This is a genomic window from Paraburkholderia sp. J76 (assembly GCF_905220295.1).
In the GTDB taxonomy this organism is placed as follows: Bacteria; Pseudomonadota; Gammaproteobacteria; order Burkholderiales; family Burkholderiaceae; genus Paraburkholderia.
The window spans coordinates 509565-529182 of the sequence record NZ_CAJMZJ010000001.1; the positions used below are offsets into that span (position 1 = coordinate 509565).

Consider the following 19618-nt stretch of genomic DNA (forward strand, 5'->3'; position numbering starts at 1 on the left):
AGGATACCTATCGTTATGTCGACGTTTCGATTCAAGGATGACTTCGTCTGGGGCGTGGCCACCAGTTCGTATCAGATCGAAGGCGCAGCACGTGAAGACGGCCGGGGCGAGTCGATCTGGGACACGTTCTGCCGCGTGCCCGGCAAGGTTGTGAATGGCGAGAGCGGCGACGTGGCTTGCGATCACTACCATCGCCTCGAAGAAGACCTCGACCTGATGGCGCAAATGGGCGTGAACGCCTACCGCTTTTCGATTGCGTGGCCCCGTGTGCAGCCGGACGGTCGCGGCGCGTACAACGAAAAGGGCCTCGCGTTCTACGAGCGTCTGGTCGATGGTTTGCTCAAGCGCGGCATTCAGCCGTTCGCGACGCTGTATCACTGGGACTTGCCGCAAGCGTTGCAGACGGCGCAAAACGGCTGGGAAAGCCGCGACACCGCTTATCGTTTTGCCGACTACGCACGCAAGATAGGCAGTGTGCTGGGCGACCGCGTGGCAACGATTGCCACACACAATGAGCCTTGGTGCACCGCGTGGCTCGGCAATGCCACAGGCTATTTCGCACCGGGCAACGCCGACCTGAAGAAGGCGGCCCACGTAGCGCATCATCTGCTGCTTTCGCATGGCCTCGCTGTTCAGGCATTGCGCGCCGATGGCGTGAAGGCGCCGCTTGGCATCGTGCTCAACCAGTCGCCCGCACACGGCGCGACCGATGCGCCCGAAGACATCGCCGCGGCGTCGCTCGAATACGCGAAGTTCGTTCGCTGGTACATGGACCCGATCTTCAAGGGCGAATATCCGGCCGAAGCGCTGCAATGGTATGGCGCGAACGGCCCGCAGGAAGTGATTCGCGAAGGCGACTTCGACATCATCGGCACGCCACTCGATTTCCTCGGCGTCAACTACTACACGCGCATTTTCGCCAGCGCTTCCGGGGACAAGCGGCCGCCCGGCGCACAGGGTTTCACGGATATGGACTGGGAGGTCTATCCGGAAGGGCTTGCCGAACTGCTCACGAAACTCAATGCGGAATACAGGTTGCCGCCGATTTTCATCACCGAAAACGGCTGCGCGTCCAAAGACGTGCTCGAAAATGGCCGCGTGCAGGACACCGACCGCATCCGCTTCCTCGATTTGCACCTGGCCGCATTGGAGGAAGCCGCGCGACAAGGTGTGGACGTGGCGGGCTATTTCGCGTGGAGCATGCTGGACAACTTCGAATGGGCGTCCGGCTACGACAAGCGCTTCGGCATGGTGTACGTCGATTACGAGACCCAGAAGCGCACGCTGAAAGACAGCGCGCACTGGTACAGCGAGGTGATCGCGGAGCACGCCGCCGCCGAGGCGACGCGCTAACGCGGGCACTTGAAAAGCACCGTAATCCGCGCGAGTCGGGCATCGAGGCATACCTCGCGCGGGACGACCAGAAAGAGCACTAAGGAGGACGTAACAATGGGCGAACTCGTATTGCGCAACGTCGCGAAGACGTATGGCGAAGGTCCGCAGATCATTCAGGGCATCGATCTTCACATTCCGGACGGTCAATTCACGGTATTCGTCGGGCCTTCGGGCTGCGGGAAGTCGACCATGCTGCGCATGATCGCCGGGCTGGAGGAGGCGAGCGGCGGCGACATTCTGATCGACGGCGTACGGGTGAACGATCTTCAACCGGTGGATCGCGGCGTTTCGATGGTGTTCCAGAGCTATGCGCTCTATCCGCATATGACGGTCGCGCAGAACATGGGCTTTTCGCTCAGGCTTTCGGGCAAGTCGAAGCGCGAAGTGCGCGAGGTAGTGGGGCGCGCCGCCGAAATCCTGCAGATCACGCATCTGCTCGATCGCAAGCCCAAGGCGCTCTCGGGCGGCCAGCGCCAGCGCGTCGCGATTGGCCGCGCGATCGTGCGCAAGCCGCGCGTGTTTCTATTCGACGAGCCGCTGTCGAATCTCGATGCCGCCTTGCGCGTGCAAATGCGCATCGAACTGGCGAAGCTGCACCGCGAACTCGGCACGACGATGATTTACGTGACGCACGATCAGGTCGAGGCGATGACGCTCGGCGAGCAGATCGTGGTGTTCAACAAGGGCAACATCGAACAGACGGGCGCGCCGCTCGATCTGTACGACCGGCCCGCGAACCGCTTTGTCGGCGGCTTTATCGGCTCGCCGCAAATGAACATGCTGAGCGCCACGGTCGTGTCGCAAAACGGCGTGCAAACTGTTCTCGCGCTCGCCGGAGGAAGCCACCGCATCGCTTTGTCGGGTTGTCCCGATCGTGCGCTCGCTGGCGAATTGACCCTGGGCGTGCGCGCCGAACACCTGAGCCTCGGCCTGGCCGACGAAGGCATCGCCGCTCGCGTGGAGCTGGTCGAACACCTGGGCGACGTGTCGATACTGCACGCGCGTCTGGATGGCATGGCGCATGCCATTGCGCTCAAGCTCGACAAGAGGGACGCGCAATATGAGCCGGGCGCCCGCGTGGGCGTCATGGTCGCGTCGTCGGCTGTCACGCTGTTCGATGCGAAGGGCGCGGCGGTGGCATTCGAGCGCCCGGAAGTGGGAGCGGACGTTCAGGCCGTCGTTTGACGTGGCGGTTTGCCAATGGGAGAGCACGATGGCGAACAAAGGGTCGACGGGCGATTTCGAGCGTGCGGCGGAGATACCGTTAGGGCGCACCGCGACGTCCGCTGAGCCTGCCGGCATAACGGACGGGAAAAGCGGCGCGCCGCCGGGCGGGGCGCAGAAACGTCGCGAACCGCTGCATGCATTCATCGTCCATTTCGACGCGGAGCCTTCGTCGAAGCCGCGATGATTATGAGTGTCGCGAATTGGCGTTATGACTTTTCTTGCCGCCCATTTAACGTTAGCCGCACCGGTACTTTTTTGCAGTACCCTGTGGCGAGTTCGCCGAACGCGCTTTCCTTGCGGAGCCTTGTTCTGGCGGCGTTTACACGGAAATGGCGGCATGGCTTCGAGCCCAGGTAAACCACGCATGGCAACGTCCAAACGGTGCATTTAACATCGATTAACGTTAAGGGTAACGTTATTATGTTTGCGCTTAATCGACGGTGCGGGGGCACCTGGCCGCGAGAGCGTGTTTCACGCAGCAAACCGTTGTGCAACGCCGATAAAGAGCCATTGGACCGCGAAGCGCGGGCGTTCGATTGCGCGCGCAACGACCCGATGCAATAAGAATCCGTTTGAAATTTGAAGGGTGGAGTGCGTCATGGAAAAGCGAGTATCCAAAGCCATTTTCAAGTCCCGGGCCTGCGAACTGTTCCGCCAGGTCGAAACGCTGGGCGAGACCGTCATCGTGACAGACCGGGGACAGCCCACCATTGAAATCCGGCCGTATCGCAGCAAAACGGAAAATCCGCTCGAACTGCTGCGCGCTTCGATCACGCATTTCAATCTCAAGCACGCGCTTGCGCCGGTCGGTGCCGGCCAGGAAGAGTAATGATCACGCTCGACACGCTTGCGCTCGTGTGCTGGCTATGCAGGCAGAAAGCATTGAGCCAGGCCGCGCACGATGCCATCGACCGTGAACTCGATGGCGGCGAGATTCTGATCTCGGCAATCAGCGCGCTCGAAATTGGTGAGTTCGTGAAGGCCGGCAGCCTCGGGTTGTCCATGGACGCGCGTAGCTGGCTTTCCACTTTTCTGAAGCTGGACGGCGTGCGCCTGATTCCGGTCGACGCCGAAATTGCGTTTCGCGCGGCAACGCTGCCGCCCGCGCTCACCTCGCATCAGCGATTGATCGTCGCGACCGCGCGCACGCATGGCGGCGCGCTCGTGACCTCCGATGCGAAGGTGCGCGCTTCGACTTACGTCGAAACGATCTGGTGACGCGAGCGGCGGTGCCGCGTTTTGGCCGGCCCGGTCGAGTCGCGCACCACCAGTTCCGCGGGCAGCGTGATGCGCTGCGACGCGGCGTCGATTCCGGCGATTTGCGCGAGCAGCGTGTTGACCGCCGAACGCGCCATCTGCTGGAAAGGCTGGCGAATCGTGGTGAGTGCGGGATGAAACTGCTCGGACATGGGAATGTCGTCGAAACCGATCACCGAAATGTCGTCGGGCACGCGCAGGCCCGCTTCCCTCACCGCGGCGATCACGCCGAACGCGCTCTGGTCGTTGGCGGTGAAGATCGCGGTGGGCGGATCGGCGAGATTGAGCAGGTCGAAGGTGACGTCGAAGGCCATCATTTGCGAGAGATCGCCCGCTGCCACCAGCGCGTCGTCGCGCGGCAGACCGAGCTTCGCGAGCGTGTCGCGATAGCCGCGTTGGCGGTCGCGTACGCCCTCGATCCTTTCGTCGCCGGCGAGGAATGCAATGCGCTTGTGGCCGAGTTCCGCGAGGTGCTCGACCGCGAGGCAGGCGCCGCCGTAATTGTCGACGGATACCGAAGGAAAGCCCGTGAGCGTGCCGCGCTGATCGACCACCACCACCGGCACTTGCGCGGTGGCGAGGGCTTCGAGGCAGAGCGATTCGCGCGGCAGGATGGCGAGAATGCCGTCCGAAAACTGTTGAATCAACCCGAGCAGGTCGTGATGCGTATGACGGTCTTCGTCGAACACGGTGTACACGAGCATTTCCATACCCGCGCCGCGGGCCGCGCGCCCCGCGCCGAGCACCAGTTCGCTGGAGAATTGCGTGTCGAGCGTGGGCGTGATGATGCCGATAATGCCGTTGCGGCCGCCCGAGAGTTTCTGTGCGGTACGGTTCACGACATAGCCGATATCGGAAGCGATTCTCAGCACTTCGTCGCGCGTTTCGCGCGACACGCCCGGGCGGGCGTTGAGCGCGCGCGACGCGGTCATCTGCGACACCCCGGCCAGCTTGGCGACGTGCTCAAGCGTGGGAGTTTGCCTTGCCATGCGTGGTGTGGGCTTACGAGAGGTCATGTCTGCGAAGACTCGCCAGGTACGTTAGCGATACCGTTTATGTGCTGGCTATTCTATCAGATGCGCAATCGTTCAACCTCTCCCGAGGGAGCCAACGTTGCGCGCGGCGCAAGCTACGACGGGGGCGCACCAGGAAAATCCCGCATAGCCGGAGTTCAGGTCCCGGCTTAACATCCACTAACGTTAAGGCTAACGTTAATCCCGCAGATAACTCAGTAGCTTTTCAAAATTCCATAAGAGGGGACACAAACATGGCGTACCCAGGTTTCTCCAGGGCGCGGGCGGCAGCCAGCGCCACGGCACTGCTGTTTTCATTGTCTGCTGTCGTGTCGGGCGCCGTTGCGGCGGAATCGAAAACGATCACGGAGTGGGATCAGCAAACCAATGCGTCGTCGAGCAAGATCATCCGCGACGCTTCGGAACGCTTCGAAAAGGCAGACCCGGGCTACACGGTCGAGAATTCGCACGTTTTGAACGAGGCTTACAAAACGAAGCTCAAGGTTGCGTTTGGTGCGAACCAGCCGCCGTGCGTGTTCGAGAACTGGGGCGGCGGCGGCCTGCACGAGTATGTGAAATCCGGGCAGATCGTGGACCTCACGCCGTACCTGAACAAGGATCCGGCGTATCGCAACCGCTTCATGCAGTCGTCGTGGAATGTCACGACGTTCGACGGCAAGACCTACGGTGTAGCCGCCGAAAACGCGGCGGCCGCCGTGATCTTCTACAACAAGGAAGTGTTCCGGAAGTACGGCATCACTCCGCCGAAGACGTGGGATGAACTGATGCACGTGGTCGACGTGCTGAAGCAGCACAACGTGGCCGCATTCTCGCTCGCGAACAAGAACAAGTGGACGGGCTCGATGTACTACATGTACCTCGTCGACCGTATCGGCGGTCCGCAGGTCGTGAGCGACGCGATCGCGGGCAAGGGCAAGGGCTTCGAAGATCCGGCGTTCATCGAAGCGGGCAAGCGCATTCAGGAACTCGTGAAGGCGGGCGCGTTCGCGCCTGGCATCAACGGTCTCGACTATGACTCGGGTGCTTCGCGCCGCCTGCTTTATTCGGGCAAGGCCGCGATGGAACTGATGGGCGCCTGGGAAGCATCGACCATCGCGAACGAAAATCCAACGTTCTCTAAGGATCTCGACTTCTTCCCGTTCCCGAGCGTGCCGGGCGGCAAGGGCGACCCGCGCGACCTGATCGGCACGGTGGGCGATGGCTTCCTGAGCATCTCGACGGAGTGCAAGACGCCGGACGCCGCATTCAAGCTGATCCAGGCGCTGACCGACGACCAGGCGATGCAGGCGCGTGCGTCGGACGACCACAAGCTTCCGCCGGTCAATCACGTCAAGATCGACGATCCGTTCACGCAGCGTCTGCAGCAACTGCTTGCGGCGGCGCCGAGCGTGCAGCTCTGGTACGACCAGGCGCTGCCGCCCGCACTCGGCGAGTTGCACAAGGACACGACGCAGGCGCTGTTCGGTCTGTCGGTCACGCCCGAGGCCGCCGCGCAGCAAATGGAAGCCGCTTCGAAGAAGGGCGGTTGATCTCCCGCACTCAGGAAAAGTCCGGCTGGCGTCGCGAGGCGCCGGCCGGCAGACAAGCTCGTGAATATCGCACTTTCCGCTATACCCGAACGCCGGCTGAAGTTTTCCTCGCAAACGCTCGTGACGGTCGTGTTTCTTGCGCCGTCGCTGCTTCTGCTCGCCGTGTTCCTGCTTTATCCGCTCGTTTCCAGCCTGCGGCTGTCGCTGCTCGACTGGAACGGACTCGGCAATACCGCCCGCTATATCGGGCTAGCGAACTGGGCGCGGCTCGCCCATGACACGGTGTTCTGGCAGTCGCTCAAGAACAATGTGATTCTCGCGGTCGCCTCGATCGTTATCCAGCTTCCTGTTGCGCTCGCGCTGGCTGTGCTGCTGGAGAAGGCCGGACGCGGCTCGCGCGTGCTCAAGGTCCTCTATTTTCTGCCGCTGCTCATGTCGAGCGTGGCAATCGGCGTGCTGTTCAAGCAGATCTACGATCCGAATTTCGGACCCCTGAACGTTGCGTTGCAGGCGTTCGGGCTCGACGGACTTGCGAAGGACTGGCTCGGCGATCCGCATTTCTCGCTGGGCGCGACCATCGCCGTGATCATCTGGCAGAACGCGCCGTTCTACATGATTCTGTTTCTCGCCGGGCTTTCTTCGATGCCGGCCGAAGTCAACGAAGCGGCGCTGCTCGACGGCGCGTCCGAGTGGACCATCTTCTGGCGTATCAAGCTGCCGCATCTGCAAGGCACGGTGCGCACGGCGGTCCTTCTTTCCGTGCTCGGCTCGCTGCGTTACTTCGATCTCGTCTTCGTGATGACGGGCGGCGGCCCCGAAGGCTCGTCCGAGGTGATGGCCACCTACATGTATCGCACGGTGTTCAGTTCGTTCCAGCTTGGCTATGGCAGCACCATCGGCTCGGCGATGTTCCTGATCGTCATTGCGGTGGCGGCGGTCTCGATGTATTTCACCCGCCGTTATGCAACCGAGGTCTGAATCATGACGAAGAAATTCCGCTTTCCGCGCGTGGGGATTCCGCTCCTCGCGCTGATCTGGCTGGCTGTCACGACGATCCCGTTCATCTTCATGGTCGTTTCGAGTTTCAAGAGCCAGGAAGAGACTTTTTCGACGAACGTGTGGGCGCCCCCGAGCCACCTGTATCTGGGCAATTACGCGGCGGTGCTGCAGGGCCCGTTCTTCACGTATTTGCGCAACAGCGTATTTACGGTGGGCGTTTCGGTGGCGCTCATCGTCGTCATCAGCGCGATGGCCGCCTATGTGTTCGCGCGCATGCGCTTCACGCTGAACAAGATGCTCTTCGGTCTCGTGGTCGCGGGCATGATCGTGCCGCTGCACGCCACGCTGGTGCCGATCTATCTGCTCACGCGCAACCTCGGTCTTTACGACACGCCGTTTGCGCTGCTCGGCCCCTATGTGGCGCTGAGTCTGCCGGTGTCGATCTTCATTCTGACCGAGTTCATGCGCCAGATTCCGCGCGAACTCGAAGAAGCCGCGCAGCTAGACGGCTGCAGTCCGTTCCGCATTTTCTGGCGCATTTTCTTTCCGCTTTCGGGACCGGGGCTCGCCACCGTGGCGATCTTCAACGGCATCGGGCTCTGGAACGAATTCATTTTCGCGTACATGCTCACGTCGACAGCCGAACATCGCACGCTGCCGCTCGCGATCTGGGATTTCATGGGGCAGTACGCGTCGAACATCCCCTCGATGCTCTCGGTTCTCGTGCTCACGTCGCTGCCGCTGATCGTTGCCTACGCCTTCGGTCAGGAGCGCGTGATCAAGGGAATGATGGCCGGCTCGCTCAAGGGCTGATCCGGGTTTTGATCTGATTCGCACACCGAACTTCGCATAACACGATATGGCAAGCATTTCCCTCAATAACGTCCAGAAGGCCTACGCGAGCGGCAACGCGGTTATCCGCGACGCCAACCTCGAAGTGGGCAAGAACGAATTCTGTGTGTTCCTCGGGCCGTCGGGCTGCGGCAAGTCCACGCTGCTGCGCATGATCGCCGGTCTCGAATCGATTACCGACGGCGAACTGCGCATCGACGGTCTGCGGATGAACGAGGTCGAGCCCGCGAAGCGCAAGGTCGCGATGGTGTTCCAGAACTACGCGCTCTATCCGCATATGAGCGTGTACGAGAACATGGCGTTCGGTCTGCGTCAGGCGAAAGTCGACAAGGCGGTGATCGACAAGAAAGTGCGTAGCGCCGCCGCCGCGCTGCAACTGGATAGCTACCTCGAACGCCGCCCCGCGGCGCTTTCGGGCGGCCAGCGCCAGCGCGTGGCGATCGGGCGCGCGATCGTGCGCGAGCCGGGCGTGTTCCTGTTCGACGAGCCGCTGTCGAATCTCGACGCCGCGCTGCGCGTGCAGACGCGCACCGAAATCGCGCGTCTGCATCGCGAGTTCAGCGAGGCGAGCGCCGTGTATGTGACGCACGATCAGGTCGAGGCAATGGCGCTCGCCGATCGCATCGTGCTCATGCAGGCGGGCGCGCATATGGAGCGCCACGGCAGCGTCGCGCAGGTGGGTGCGCCGCTCGATTTGTATCACCATCCGAAGAGCCGCTTTGTGGCGGGCTTTATCGGCTCGCCGAAGATGAATTTTTTCGCTGGCACGCTGGTGGGCGGCGACGACGGCGGCGTGATCATCGACCTCAAAAGCGGCGAGCGCGTGCGTGCGCGCGTGGACGGCGCGCGCGCGCGCGCCGGCATGAAGGTGACGCTTGGCGTGCGCCCGGAGCATCTGCGCGTGGCTGTCGATGCACGCAATGAACAGACGCTGGCGAGCCGCGTGAAGCTCGTCGAGCATATGGGCGAGCACAGCTATATCCACGCCACGCAAACGGGCCCGAACGCGGCGAGCCTGATCGCCAAGGTGCCCGGCGACAGTGCGTTGACGCACGACGAAGCGGTCAACCTCGCGCTGCCGCCCGAAGCGTGCCACGTTTTCGACGATCACGACATGGCGCTGCGACGCCTCATCTAAGGCCGGGGCGCGGCTGTTGCCGCGCGTCCGCGCAACGCCAGTTTCCAAAGCACAACTAAGCAGACGGCGAGGATAAATGCCGTCTCGCGCAATACCAGGGAGTGAATCGATGTCGCTTGAACATACCAGTGAGGTTCCCGTTTATCGACGCGCCGAGGCGCCGGTCGAGCAACGCGTGGCCGACCTGCTCGCGCGCATGACGCTCGACGAAAAGATTGCCCAGCTTCACGCCGCGTGGCTGAAGCTCTCGGCCGACGGCGAGCACAAGGCGCGGTCCATCGATTTCGCGCAAAGCGCCAACAGCCTCACGGTGGACCAGATTCTGCAGCACGGTCTCGGGCAGATCACGCGTCCGCTCGGCACGCATACAGTCGATCCGAAGGAGGGCGTGCGCGCGCTCAACGAATTGCAGCGCAAGATGGTCGAAGACACGCGCCTGGGTATTCCCGTGATGTCGCACGAGGAATGCCTCGTGGGCCTGATGATCAAGGACGCCACGCTGTTTCCCTCGCCGCTGAACTACGCGGCGACGTGGAACCCGGGCCTCGTGGGGGAGGTTGGGCGCATCATCGGCGAGCAGGCGCGCTCGATCGGCTGCCACCAGGGCCTGGCGCCCGTGCTCGACGTTTCGCGCGATCCGCGCTGGGGCCGCACCGAGGAAACGCTCGGAGAAGACCCGTATCTGGTTGGCGTGCTCGCGTGCCACTACGTGAACGGTCTGCAAGGCGAGCGCCGCGACGTGCTTGCCACGCTCAAGCACTTCGTGGGCCACTCGGCGAGCGAAGGCGCGCGCAATCACGCGCCCGTGCACGTCGGTCCGCGCGAACTGAACGACGTGTTTCTGCTGCCGTTCGAAATGGCCGTCAAGCTCGCGCACGCGGGTTCGATCATGCCGGCGTACCACGATATCGACGGCGTGCCGTGCCACGGCGACCGCGCGCTGCTGCACGATACGCTGCGCGAGAAGTGGGGCTTCGAAGGCCTCGTCGTCGCGGATTATGCGGCCGTGGATCTGCTATACAGCCATCATGCGGTCGCGCACGATAGCGCATCGGCAGCGGCGCTCGCGTTCAATTCGGGACTCGACGTCGAACTGCCGGGGCACGAGTGCGCGGTGCATCTGAAGGAAGCGCTCGATCGCGGCGAGATCACCGAGGCGACGATCGACACTGCGGTTTCGCGCGTGTTGCGCACGAAATTCCGCCTCGGGCTGTTCGAAAATCCGTATGCGGACCCGGAACGCGTGGACGTAAAAGGCACCGCGGCGGCCGATACGGCGTATCAGGTTGCGCTCGAATCGGCGGTCCTCTTGCGCAACGAGGGCGGCGTGCTGCCTTTGAATGCCAACGGCGCGGAGAAAGTCGCGGTGATCGGTCCGACCGCCGACGACCCGCTCGCGCTGCTCGCCGGCTATAGTTTCCCGGTTCACCTCATCAATTCGGGCGAGCAGTCGGTTGCATCGATCGCCACGCCGCTGGGCGCACTGCGCGCGCTGCTCGGCGAGGAGCGCGTGCTCCATGCCAGGGGCTGCGACATCATCAAGGAACGCCGCGCGGGCGCGCCGGTTTTTCCGGGCGACGTGTCGCTCGACCTGAGCGCCAGCGCCACCCGCGACGAATTGATCAGTAAGGATACCAAATCGATTGCGGATGCAGTCGATGCCGCGCGCAATGCGGGCGTGGCGGTCGTGTTCGTCGGCGATCTTGCGGGGCTGTTCCAGTCCGGCACGGTGGGCGAAGGGTCGGACACGGACAGCCTCGAACTTCCGGGCGTGCAACTGCAATTGTTGACGGCCGTGGTCGAGAGCGGCACGCCAACCGTTGTCGTGATGACGGGCGGCCGTCCGTACAACCTGGGCGGCCTCGAAGATCGCGTTGCCGCGCAGATCATGGCGTTCGCGCCGGGCGAGCGCGGCGCCGAGGCACTCGCCGATCTGCTGGTGGGCCGCGCCAATTTCAGCGGACGCATGCCGCTTTCGGTGCCGAAGAGCGCAGGGGCCGTGCCCTACGTGTACAACCATCGTCTGAAGAGCGCGGGCACGCCGATCGCCTATCACTTCGGCAGCCGCTATCCGTTCGGATTCGGGCTTGGCTATACGCAGTTCCGCTATGGCGATCTCGCGGTGGCGCAACGCGAAGTCCCGCTCGAAGACGGCACGGTCGAGTTGAGTTTCACGGTCGAAAACATTGGCGAGTGCGAGGGCACGGAGGTCGTGCAGATTTACGTACGCGACAAGCACGCCTCGGCGGCCCGGCCAGTGCGAGAGCTGAAGGCGTTTGCGCGGGTGCCGCTCGCGGCGGGCGCGGCGGCGCGCCTGCGCGTGACGCTGCCCGTCGACATGCTCAATTTCACCGATGCACGCGGCGAGCGCATTGTCGAGCCGGGCGACTTCGATCTGATGATCGGCAGTTCGAGCCGCGATATTCATCTGCGCGGCGCGGTCACGGTTGCTGGCCGCGCGGTGCGCACGCTCCCGCGCGACTGGCGCATGCTGAGCGCGGTCGAAGTCGTATCGTAAGAGGAAGCCTGGGGCGGCGAGGCATGCACGTTTCGCCGCCCCGTTTGGGTCTGACAAGTCAACACTGGAATATCTGATGTCGTACGCAATCTATCCGAGCCTTGCGGACAAAACCGTCGTGATCACCGGGGGCGGCAGTGGTATTGGCGCTGCGCTGGTCGAGGCGTTCGCGCAGCAAGGCGCGCGCGTGTTTTTCCTCGACGTGGCCGAACACGATTCGCTTGCGCTGCAAGAAACGCTTCGTCATGCGAATCATCCGCCGCTGTTCAGATTCTGCGACCTGTGCAATGTCGAGGCGATCGAAAGCGTGTTTGCTTCCATCGTCGAGGTCGCGGGCCCGATCGACGTGCTCGTGAACAACGCGGGCAACGACGACCGCCACGATATCGGCGAGTTGACCGCGAACTACTGGGACCAGCGTATCGCCGTGAACCTGCGCCACCAGTTCTTCTGCGCGCAGGCCGCCGCGAGGGGTATGCGACAGGCGGGGCGCGGCGTGGTCCTGAACGTTGGCTCGGTGTCGTGGCATGTCGCGCTGCCGAACCTGCCGATTTACCTCACTGCGAAGGCCGGCATCGAGGGCCTCACGCGGGGCCTCGCGCGCGATCTGGGCGGCGCGGGCATTCGCGTGAACTGTATTATTCCCGGCGCCGTGAAAACGCCGCGCCAGATGAACCTGTGGCAAACGCCGGAGAGCGAGGCGAAGGTCGTGGCGGGGCAGTGCCTGCCGCTGCGCATCGAGCCGGAGCACGTGGCTCGCATGGCCTTGTTTCTCGCTTCCGACGATGCCTCCCGCTGCTCCGGGCGCGACTACTTCGTCGACGCGGGGTGGTACGGAGAATGACGATGCCGGTTCCTGTGTGCGTATGGCCGATTGGCGCGGAGCTTGGCGAAGGACCGCTGTGGCAGGCCGCCGAAAACGCGCTCTATTTCGTCGATATCAAGGGGCGCCGGATTCATCGGTTCGAGGCTACGACCGGCGAGCGCACGACGTGGTACGCGCCCGACCAGGTCGGCTTTATCGCGCCGCTCGGAGACCGGGTTTTCGTGTGCGGCATGCCCGACGGGCTGTATCGCTTCGACGCGCTGAGCGGTGAATTCGACAAGCGGGTCGATGTCGAACCGCATTTGCCGGGCAACCGGCTCAACGACGGTTTCGCCGACGCGCGTGGACGCCTGTGGTTCGGCTCGATGGACGACGCCGAGCAAGCGCCGAGCGGCACACTGTATCGCGTGGACGAAGGCGGCCAGTTGAGCGCGCAGGACAGCGACTACGTGATCACCAACGGGCCGGCCATGAGCCCGGATGGCCGCACGCTCTATCACAACGACACGATGCGCCGCGTCGTCCATGCATTCGACGTCGCCGTTGACGGCACGCTGTCGCGCAAGCGCATCTTCACCGCGATTTCCGGCGACGGTTACCCGGATGGCCTGGCGGTAGACGCCGAGGGTTACGTATGGGTCGCGCTATTCGGCGGCTGGCGGATAGACCGCTATTCTCCCGGGGGCGAGCGGGTTGGGCAGATTGCGTTTCCGTGCGCGAACGTGACGAAGCTCGCCTTTGGCGGGGACGATTTGCGCACCGTTTACGTCACGACCGCGTGGAAGGGGCTCACGGCCGTCGAGCGCGCAAAGCAACCGCAAGCGGGTGGTTTGTTTTCGTTTCGCTCGCCGGTGCCGGGGCAGGCTCAAGCGCGGTGCGCACGACTTGGCTTCTGAGTTCGCCTGGTTGCCGGCGCAACCAATGACTTCCCACCCGCCGCACTCCTAAAGTTTTCCCCGCAGCCTGCCGTTATCGCAGTTGGGCGGCGGCGCCCGTTGCTTTCGCACGGCCGTACGACCAGGACTTTCCAACGCGCGAGAGGCGGACCCGTCTGGCGCGCGGTACGACCGACGGTGACGCATGTGAGCTCCCGCAACGAAATCTACTCTTTGCCGCGCGGCAAGCTGGCCCGTTGGTTGACCGAACCGGGACAGGACACGCCGCACGAAATACGCGTCGCGCTGGTCGGCACGTTGTTCGGAACCCTGCCGATCTTTTTCGGCGGCGTATCCAATACCGTGGCCGTTGCGTGGGTTCTCGCGCGCCGCCACGGAACGCTGCCGTTCAAGTTCTGGCTCGCCGCGGAAATCGTCGTTTGCGCGGTGCGGCTCGCCACGCTCACCCTTTCGCGCCGCCGCGCAAGAGACGGCAAGAGCACGCCCACCGACTTTTATATTCTCCTCGCGCCGTTGTGGGGCGCGACGGTGGGCTACGGCGCGCTGGTGAGCGCCATGAGCCGGGACTGGGTATCCGCCACGCTCGCGTTTCTTTCCGCCGCCGCCATGGTGGGCGGGATCTGTTTCCGCAATTTCGCGGCGCCGCGGCTGGTGGCGGTGATGATCTGCCTGTCGCTCGGCCCGTGCTGCATCGGCGCGCTGCTGGGCGGCGAGCCGGTTCTTCTGCTCTCGCTCCTGCAAATTCCCTTTTATCTGTTCGCCATGAGCGCCGCCGCGCGTCACCTGAACGCCATGCTCATCTCGACGATGAAGGCCGAACGGGAAAACAGCCATCGTGCGCGCCACGACGCCCTCACGGGGCTGCTGAACCGCGATGGCCTGTTCAGTGCGGCGGGGCCCGCGAGCGCCACGCCGATCAAGGCTGGCATGACGGTGATCTTCGTCGATCTCGACGGCTTCAAGCTTGTCAACGACGCGCACGGTCACAAGGCCGGCGACATGCTGCTCGTGCAGGTTGCGAGCCGTCTGCGCATGCTGGCGAGCGCGGGCGCGTGGGTGGCGCGAATCGGCGGCGACGAATTCGTGATCGTCGATCCTCAGGTGGACCGGGCGGCGCGCGATTGGGCCGGTCTCGTGACCGAAGCGATCGAGCGGCCATTCGAACTGGCGCCCGGACTGCTGGTGAGCGTGGGGGCGAGCGTCGGCTTCACGACTGTCGCGGCGGACGACCGCGACGTCGATCTGGTCCTGCGCCGCGCCGATCTTGCGATGTACGCCGTCAAACGCGAAAAGGCGCCGGGCGAACACGCCGGCACGGCGGCCGAACGGCTCGCGTGACCATGGCCGGGCGCGCGCCCGCATCGCGTCAGCACATCAAAGGTCGAGCACGAGCATAGGCGTTCGCGAGCGCGAGCGGCACGGTAGCAGTTGGTCGTTGGCGGCGCGCTCTTCATCGGTGAGGTAAAGATCGCGATGATCGGGTTCGCCGGACAGCACGCGCGTGAGGCAGGTGCCGCATACGCCTTGCTCGCATGATACCGGCACCTCGACGCCGCCCGCGCGCAGCGCTTCGACGATCGTCGTGCCCGCCGGAACGTCGATCACGCGCTGGCAGCTTGCGAGCGTGACCTGGAAGGCGCCGTTGGCGTCGGCGTTCGCGCTTGCCGGTTGCAGGGCCGCGCCGAAGTACTCGCGGTGCACGGTGTGCGCGGGCCACCCCGCGCTGGCCGCCGCGCCGAGCACGGCGTCGATGAAGCCCGCGGGGCCGCATACATAGGCGTGCTTACCGTCTTGCGGAGCGCCGAGCACGTGCGCGAGGTCGATGCGGGCATCGCTTCCTTCGCTGTCGAAATAGAAGCGCGTGTGCTGCGCGAAGCCCGCTTCGGCGAGACGCTCGCGAAAAGCGGCGCGCTGCGGATCGCGGGTGCAGTAATGCAGCTCGAACGAGCGGCCTTCTTCGCTCAACTGCTCGGCCATGGCCATGAGCGGCGTAATGCCGATGCCGCCCGCGATCAGGATGGTATGCGCGGCCTGTTCGTCGAGCGGGAAATGATTCTTCGGACTGCTGATTTCAAGGCTCGCGCCCGTATCGAGCGCATGCATGGCAACGGAGCCGCCACGCGAAGCCGCATCGCGCAACACGCCGATGCGGTACGTTCCCGCATCGGAGGGGCGGTTGCAAAGCGAATACTGGCGCACGAGTCCATCGACATGCACGTCGATATGCGCGCCTGCCGCGAACGCGGGGAGCGGCGCGCCATCAGCGCTCGCCAGTTCGAAAACGCAGATGTCGGTGGCGACGGGAATCTTGCGCAGAAGGGTGACTTTCATGATGCGTTCATGCTGCGTTAAGGCAATGGAAGGAGAGCGGCCGCGCGTGCGCGCGCGACCGTGGCTTCAAATCGATCAGGCGGGCGTGGCCGTTGCGCTGCGCTCGGCGGCGATCAGCCGGTCGAGCACGCGGCGCGATTGCACGCCGCCCGCGTCGATGTTGAGGCTCAGAATGCGGCGGCTGGGCCACGTGAGCAGATTGCGCTGCTGCGATTCGAGCATGTCGAGATCCTCGGAGAAAATCTTGCCCTGGCCCGCGCGGATCGTTTCCGTGAGCGCCTGATCGTGCACGGCGAAGCTGCGCGCCATGCCCCAGAAGTACCAGATCGACGTTTCGGTTTCCGGCGTAATGAAGTCGACGACGATGCTCGACGCCTTGTCGCGCGCGTCGGCGTCGTATCCGCCTTTGCCCGCGTGCGCGACGCCCACTTCGATCATCACGTGGCTCGGCGGCGAGAAGTGGCAGATTTGCCAGCGGTCGCAGGGCACGTTGTCGGCGAGGCCGTTGCCGCGCAGCGCCGCGGCCCAGAACGGCGGCGGCATGATGTTGTGCATGAAGCGGCTGGTCGTCACCACGTCGCCGTTGACCGTGGTCTTGGGCGGCGCTTCCTCGATCTCGGGCTGGCCGATGCTCGATGCGTGCACGTAGGTCTCGTGCGTGAGGTCCATGAGGTTGTCGACCATGAGACGGTAATCGCACTGAATGTGGTACAAGCCGCCGCCATAGGCCCACGCGGGATTGTCGGCCCATTCGAGGTGATGGATCTTCGCCGCGTCGGCCTGCTCCGCATCGCCGGGCCAAACCCAGATAAAGCCGTAACGCTCGACCGCGGGATAGCTGCGCGCGGACGGAATGCCGCCCACGCGCTGACACGGCATGCTCACGCATTTTCCGCTCGCGTCCACGGTGAGGCCGTGATAGCCGCACACGAGATGCCCTTCGCGCACGCTGCCGAGCGAGAGCGGCGCGCCGCGATGCGGGCAGAAGTCTTCGAGCGCGGCGACGCCGCCTTCGGCCGTGCGCCAGAACACCATGCGCTCGCCGCAAATTTGCCGGCCGAGCGGTTTGCCGTCGATTTCATCGGGGGTGCACGCCACATACCATGCGTTTTTCAGGAACATATGTCTCCTCCAGGGCGCCTCGTTGCGCCTTCGTTCAAGGGGGGCGGCACGCGTGCCGCCGTTTGTATCAAGCCGGCGTGCGCCGCGCCGTCAGCGCGGGTTGCGGCGAATGAGGTTGCCGCCAATCAGCTTCGTCATGGCGCGCTGGTTGTCGAGCACGCGCTTGAGGTTTTGATGGGCGATGTGCGAGTGCTCGCGCATCAGCGCCTCCGCGCGTGCGCCTTCGCGGCTTTCGATCGCTTCGAGCACCGCGCGATGCTGGGCCTGCGCGACGATCAGCGTTTCGCGCGCGCGCGGATCGAGCGACTGCACGACCACGAATGCGCTGGCAGAGGCGAACGGCAACGTGGCGACCTTTTCGATCTGCCGCGCAACCACTTCGCTGTCCGAAGCAATGGCCAGCAGGCGGTGGAAGCGGCCATTCGCTTCCACATAACGGGAGAAGGTCTCCTCGCTCAATTCGCCCACGAGCAATTCGTCGATCTCGTCGATGCAGTCGTGCAGATCGCGAAACATCGAGTGAGTGATGCCGCGCTCGGCCGCAAGGCGTGCGGCCAGCCCTTCGAGCGTGCCGCGCAATTCGATCGAGTCGCGTATTTCGTTTTCCGAAAACGAGCGCACGGCGTAGCCACCGCTCGGAATCGGTTCGAGCAGCCCTTCCTCCAGCAGGCGCATGAGCGCCGCGCGCACCGGCGTGCGCGACACGCCAAGGCGCTCGACCACCCCCAGTTCGGAAATGCGCTCGCCGGGCGCGAGTTCGCCGCCGAGGATCAGTTCCCGCAGCCCGAGTTGGGCCTTGACGGTTTGCGAAGCGGCGGAGCCGGCGCGCGTGCTGGCGGGGGTGTCGTCGATGCCGTTCATACGTATCGGTTTGGTGAGAAGTGGGCGACGGGAGCAATTCACTGGCTGGGCCGCGATGTGTACAAATTGTATACAGCAATTGGCCAGTCGAAACCGAAGTGACGGCAAATTCAGGGTAAACGTGGAAAAGTAAGCCGAAAGTAAAGCGAAATTGTGTACAACGAGGGTCTTTTTTGATTGACATCAACGGGTGAGGTTTCCTACGATCTGCCTCGAAGTTCGATAAACGAAGCGACGTTCGTAATACGAACGTCGCAAAACAATCAAGGAGACAAACGTGACGAGGCCTGCCCAATCACACAATCCGCATGATCCACACGATCTGAAAAACGAGCGCAGGACGCTGATCCTGCTCGCCATCGGTTTCGGTCTGGTCGGGCTCGACCGCTGGATGATCGCGCCGCTTTTTCCGCACATGATGAAAGACCTCAACCTGAGCTACCAGCAGCTCGGACAGTTGATCGGCATTCTCAGCATTGCGTGGGGTGTGTTTTCGATTCTCATGGGGCGTCTGTCCGACCGCATCGGCCGGCGCAAGATCATGATCGCGGCCATGGTGATGTTCTCGCTGCTTTCGAGCTTTTCAGGCTTCGCTACGGGCTTCGCGAGTCTTTTGCTGATTCGCGCGCTCATGGGTGTCGCGGAGGGCGCATTCACGCCCACGAGCGTCGCTTCGGTGGGCGAGGCCTCGCATCCGTCGCGTCGCGGGCGCAACCAGGGACTGCAGCTCAGCATGTTCGCGCTGATGGGCCTCGGACTCGCGCCGATCATCGCGACGCAGTTGCTGCGCGTCGTCCCTTCGTGGCACTGGGTGTTCGCGGTTTCCGCCGTGCCGGGCCTCGTCGTGGCGGTGCTGATCGCGACGATGTTGCGCGACGCCCCGCAAATCAGGCCGGTTCACGCAACGGTTGCGCGCGCAACGGGCGCCCCGCGCTGGAGCGCGCTTTTCGGCAGCCGCAACGTCGTGCTCGCCATGCTGGCGACGCTGTGCGCGATGGCCGGCATTTTCGTGATCGGCGCGATGGTGCCCAACTATCTCGTGGATTACCTGCACCTCGACACCTCGCAGATGGGCTTTGTCGTGTCGGCGATCGGCTTCGGCGGCTTTCTAGGCGAGTTCGGCCTCGCCAGTCTTTCCGACTTCGCGGGACGCCGGCTGACGTCGGTCGTCTCCTTCGCAGGCGCGGCGATTTCGCTGTATGTGTTCGCCCGCGTCGGCGCGAATCCGTGGATGCTCTTTGCCGTGCTGTTCGTCGTGTCGTTTTTCGCGCTCGGCATGCTGGGCGTTCTCACTGGGCCGATTGCGACCGAGGCGGCGCCCGCGGGTCTCGTCGCCTCGGCTATTGGCATTACGTCGGGTGCCGGCGAGATTTTTGGCGGCGGCATTGCGCCGGCCATCGCCGGTTATATCGCGCAGCACAATGGCATTCAGTTCACGCTGCAGTTCGCGCTTGGCGGCCTCGTTTGCGGCATCTTCGTTTCGATGCTCCTGATCGAAACCGCTCCGCGCGCGCTGGCGCGTCGCTCGGCTGCCGTCGCATTGCAATCGGACTGACGTTGCGGTAACGGCGCCTTGGGCGCCGTGGTTGTTGTTCCTGACATTCAGGCGTTTATTCTAATTAATAAGGCATCC

Annotated in this window: 17 protein-coding genes; 13 read left to right on the top strand and 4 right to left on the bottom strand. The window is 63.8% G+C overall.

Annotated features, from left to right (window positions below; genetic code table 11):
* Positions 1-15 precede the first annotated feature (15 nt).
* From U5768_RS02330 to U5768_RS02345, 4 genes are all read left to right on the top strand, one after another.
* Positions 16-1353 (top strand): GH1 family beta-glucosidase, encoded by a 1338-nt coding sequence (locus tag U5768_RS02330; protein WP_322028763.1) that lies wholly within the window; start codon positions 16-18, stop codon positions 1351-1353.
* Between the two features lie 96 nt (positions 1354-1449).
* Positions 1450-2580, top strand: coding sequence for a sn-glycerol-3-phosphate ABC transporter ATP-binding protein UgpC (locus U5768_RS02335; protein ID WP_322028764.1), 1131 nt, complete (start codon positions 1450-1452; stop codon positions 2578-2580).
* A gap of 640 nt (positions 2581-3220) precedes the next feature.
* Complete coding sequence (locus tag U5768_RS02340) at positions 3221-3451, top strand: type II toxin-antitoxin system Phd/YefM family antitoxin (protein WP_322028765.1); 231 nt, start codon at positions 3221-3223, stop codon at positions 3449-3451.
* Positions 3451-3840, top strand: coding sequence for a type II toxin-antitoxin system VapC family toxin (locus U5768_RS02345; protein WP_322028766.1), 390 nt, complete (start codon positions 3451-3453; stop codon positions 3838-3840). Before U5768_RS02340 ends, U5768_RS02345 begins: the two co-directional genes overlap by 1 nt.
* On the opposite strand, the gene U5768_RS02350 is transcribed toward U5768_RS02345, so the two are convergent.
* A complete protein-coding gene (locus U5768_RS02350; protein WP_322028767.1) occupies positions 3819-4868 on the bottom strand; it encodes a LacI family DNA-binding transcriptional regulator in 1050 nt (349 codons plus the stop codon). The genes U5768_RS02345 and U5768_RS02350 overlap by 22 nt on opposite strands.
* 278 nt (positions 4869-5146) lie before the next feature.
* Here U5768_RS02350 and U5768_RS02355 point away from each other — a divergent pair, with 278 nt between their 5' ends.
* The 8 genes from U5768_RS02355 (at position 5147) to U5768_RS02390 (ending at position 15009) form a co-directional block, all read left to right on the top strand.
* Positions 5147-6442 (top strand): extracellular solute-binding protein, encoded by a 1296-nt coding sequence (locus U5768_RS02355; protein ID WP_322028768.1) that lies wholly within the window; start codon positions 5147-5149, stop codon positions 6440-6442.
* A gap of 60 nt (positions 6443-6502) precedes the next feature.
* Complete coding sequence (locus U5768_RS02360) at positions 6503-7420, top strand: sugar ABC transporter permease (protein WP_322028769.1); 918 nt, start codon at positions 6503-6505, stop codon at positions 7418-7420.
* Positions 7421-7423: 3 nt separating this feature from the next.
* The gene (locus tag U5768_RS02365; protein ID WP_322028770.1) at positions 7424-8254 is read left to right on the top strand and encodes a carbohydrate ABC transporter permease; all 831 of its coding nucleotides are present in this window, start codon (positions 7424-7426) and stop codon (positions 8252-8254) included.
* Between the two features lie 46 nt (positions 8255-8300).
* Positions 8301-9431, top strand: coding sequence for a sn-glycerol-3-phosphate ABC transporter ATP-binding protein UgpC (locus tag U5768_RS02370; protein ID WP_322028771.1), 1131 nt, complete (start codon positions 8301-8303; stop codon positions 9429-9431).
* 109 nt (positions 9432-9540) lie between these two features.
* Complete coding sequence (locus U5768_RS02375; protein ID WP_322028772.1) at positions 9541-11949, top strand: glycoside hydrolase family 3 N-terminal domain-containing protein; 2409 nt, start codon at positions 9541-9543, stop codon at positions 11947-11949.
* A gap of 76 nt (positions 11950-12025) precedes the next feature.
* Complete coding sequence (locus U5768_RS02380) at positions 12026-12793, top strand: SDR family oxidoreductase (protein ID WP_322028773.1); 768 nt, start codon at positions 12026-12028, stop codon at positions 12791-12793.
* A complete protein-coding gene (locus U5768_RS02385) occupies positions 12790-13671 on the top strand; it encodes an SMP-30/gluconolactonase/LRE family protein (protein ID WP_322028774.1) in 882 nt (293 codons plus the stop codon). Before U5768_RS02380 ends, U5768_RS02385 begins: the two co-directional genes overlap by 4 nt.
* A 186-nt stretch (positions 13672-13857) precedes the next feature.
* Positions 13858-15009 (top strand): diguanylate cyclase domain-containing protein, encoded by a 1152-nt coding sequence (locus tag U5768_RS02390; RefSeq protein WP_322028775.1) that lies wholly within the window; start codon positions 13858-13860, stop codon positions 15007-15009.
* A gap of 36 nt (positions 15010-15045) precedes the next feature.
* On the opposite strand, the gene U5768_RS02395 is transcribed toward U5768_RS02390, so the two are convergent.
* The 3 genes from U5768_RS02395 to U5768_RS02405 form a co-directional block, all read right to left on the bottom strand.
* Positions 15046-16002 (bottom strand): PDR/VanB family oxidoreductase, encoded by a 957-nt coding sequence (locus U5768_RS02395; RefSeq protein WP_322028776.1) that lies wholly within the window; start codon positions 16000-16002, stop codon positions 15046-15048.
* A gap of 75 nt (positions 16003-16077) precedes the next feature.
* Positions 16078-17124: an aromatic ring-hydroxylating dioxygenase subunit alpha gene (locus U5768_RS02400; RefSeq protein ID WP_322028777.1), complete on the bottom strand. Its 1047-nt coding sequence runs from the start codon at positions 17122-17124 to the stop codon at positions 16078-16080.
* A 90-nt stretch (positions 17125-17214) separates the two neighbouring features.
* On the bottom strand, positions 17215-17985 hold the full coding sequence (locus U5768_RS02405; protein WP_322028778.1) for a GntR family transcriptional regulator: 771 nt from the start codon (positions 17983-17985) through the stop codon (positions 17215-17217).
* Positions 17986-18262: 277 nt separating this feature from the next.
* On the opposite strand from U5768_RS02405, the gene U5768_RS02410 reads away from it, so the two are divergent.
* A complete protein-coding gene (locus tag U5768_RS02410; protein WP_322028779.1) occupies positions 18263-19540 on the top strand; it encodes an MFS transporter in 1278 nt (425 codons plus the stop codon).
* Positions 19541-19618 lie beyond the last annotated feature (78 nt).

Excerpts from the sequence above, each read along its gene's own strand:
- U5768_RS02335 (WP_322028764.1), top strand. The coding sequence starts at position 1,450 with ATGGGCGAACTCGTATTGCGCAACGTCGCGAAGACGTATGGCGAAGGT.
- U5768_RS02340 (WP_322028765.1), top strand. The coding sequence starts at position 3,221 with ATGGAAAAGCGAGTATCCAAAGCCATTTTCAAGTCCCGGGCCTGCGAA.
- U5768_RS02365 (WP_322028770.1), top strand. The coding sequence starts at position 7,424 with ATGACGAAGAAATTCCGCTTTCCGCGCGTGGGGATTCCGCTCCTCGCG.
- U5768_RS02375 (WP_322028772.1), top strand. The coding sequence starts at position 9,541 with ATGTCGCTTGAACATACCAGTGAGGTTCCCGTTTATCGACGCGCCGAG.
- U5768_RS02350 (WP_322028767.1), bottom strand. The coding sequence starts at position 4,868 with ATGGCAAGGCAAACTCCCACGCTTGAGCACGTCGCCAAGCTGGCCGGG.
- U5768_RS02385 (WP_322028774.1), top strand. The coding sequence starts at position 12,790 with ATGACGATGCCGGTTCCTGTGTGCGTATGGCCGATTGGCGCGGAGCTT.
- U5768_RS02405 (WP_322028778.1), bottom strand. The coding sequence starts at position 17,985 with ATGAACGGCATCGACGACACCCCCGCCAGCACGCGCGCCGGCTCCGCC.
- U5768_RS02345 (WP_322028766.1), top strand. The coding sequence starts at position 3,451 with ATGATCACGCTCGACACGCTTGCGCTCGTGTGCTGGCTATGCAGGCAG.
- U5768_RS02355 (WP_322028768.1), top strand. The coding sequence starts at position 5,147 with ATGGCGTACCCAGGTTTCTCCAGGGCGCGGGCGGCAGCCAGCGCCACG.
- U5768_RS02330 (WP_322028763.1), top strand. The coding sequence starts at position 16 with ATGTCGACGTTTCGATTCAAGGATGACTTCGTCTGGGGCGTGGCCACC.
- U5768_RS02395 (WP_322028776.1), bottom strand. The coding sequence starts at position 16,002 with ATGAAAGTCACCCTTCTGCGCAAGATTCCCGTCGCCACCGACATCTGC.
- U5768_RS02370 (WP_322028771.1), top strand. The coding sequence starts at position 8,301 with ATGGCAAGCATTTCCCTCAATAACGTCCAGAAGGCCTACGCGAGCGGC.
- U5768_RS02380 (WP_322028773.1), top strand. The coding sequence starts at position 12,026 with ATGTCGTACGCAATCTATCCGAGCCTTGCGGACAAAACCGTCGTGATC.
- U5768_RS02400 (WP_322028777.1), bottom strand. The coding sequence starts at position 17,124 with ATGTTCCTGAAAAACGCATGGTATGTGGCGTGCACCCCCGATGAAATC.